This is a genomic window from Neisseria sp. P0009.S007, from assembly GCF_051962515.1.
In genome coordinates this window covers 1-1,365 of sequence record NZ_JBQCVF010000359.1, presented here as the reverse complement: position 1 = coordinate 1,365, position 1,365 = coordinate 1, and the positions used below count along the sequence as shown (strand labels likewise).

The window sequence follows — 1,365 nt, the reverse complement described above, 5'->3', positions numbered from 1 at the left end:
CTCGATTGCCGAAATTCTGGCTTTGATCGAACAAGTCCGCAACGACGAAATCCGTGTTGATGAAGTGGTTGAAGCCATCATCGACCCTAATGAAGTCTTGTTGAACGAATTGGGCTTGGGTCATTTGGAAAATGCCAAACCAGATGACGAAGAAGGCGAAACCGTTAGCGATGATGAAGATGGCGACGATGAAGATGAAGACGATTCAGGTAGCGACTCTGAAGCCATATCCGCTGCCCATTTGGCCGAACTGAAGCAAAAAGTTTTGGAACACTTCGCCTTTATCGAGAGCGAATACGGCAAAATGATCAAGCAGTTGGAAAAATACGGCAGCCTGCACGCCAACTACCTGAAACACCGTGATGCCATTGCCAACAAACTGTTAGAAGTCCGTTTTGCCACACGTCAAATCGAAAACCTGAGCAGCAACCTGCGCAGCCGCGTTGAAAACATCCGTAAACTCGAACGCGAAATCCGCGACATCTGTATCGACCGCGTCCGCATGGAACGCGACTACTTCATCAAAAACTTCCTGCCCGCCATTACTGATTTGAAATGGGTAGAAGAAGAAGTAGCGAAAGGCCGTGTATGGGCAAACGCATTGGATCGTTTCCGCCACGCCATCCTCGAAAAACAAACCGAGCTGGCAAATATGGAAGCCGAAACCCGAATTTCCATCGAAGAGTTGAAAGAAATCAACAAAAACATGGTGTTAAGCGAGAAAGAAACCTCAGCAGCCAAACAGGAAATGATTCAGGCCAACTTGCGTTTGGTTATTTCCATTGCCAAAAAATACACCAACCGCGGCTTGCAGTTCCTTGATTTGATTCAAGAAGGCAATATCGGCCTGATGAAAGCGGTGGACAAATTCGAATACCGCCGCGGCTACAAGTTCTCAACTTACGCCACATGGTGGATCCGTCAAGCGATTACCCGTTCTATCGCCGACCAAGCGCGTACCATCCGTATTCCGGTTCACATGATTGAAACCATCAACAAAATGAACCGTATCTCGCGCCAATACCTGCAAGAAACCGGCGAAGAACCTGATTCTGCCAAACTGGCCGAGTTGATGGAAATGCCGGAAGACAAAATCCGCAAAATCATGAAAATCGCCAAAGAGCCGATTTCCATGGAAACACCGATTGGCGATGACGATGATTCGCACTTGGGCGACTTCATCGAAGATGCCAACAACGTTGCTCCGGCAGAAGCTGCGATGTACACCAGCCTGCACGAAGTAACTAAAGAAATCCTCGAAAGCCTGACGCCGCGTGAAGCCAAAGTTTTGCGTATGCGTTTCGGTATCGATATGAATACCGACCACACTTTGGAAGAAGTCGGCAAACAATTTGACGTAACCCG

General features: G+C 48.1%; 1 protein-coding gene. It reads left to right on the top strand.

From position 1 onward, the window contains the following. Positions 1 to 1,365: RNA polymerase sigma factor RpoD (gene rpoD / locus ACTHS3_RS13255; RefSeq protein WP_440368160.1), on the top strand; the 1,365-nt coding region annotated here is incomplete at both ends.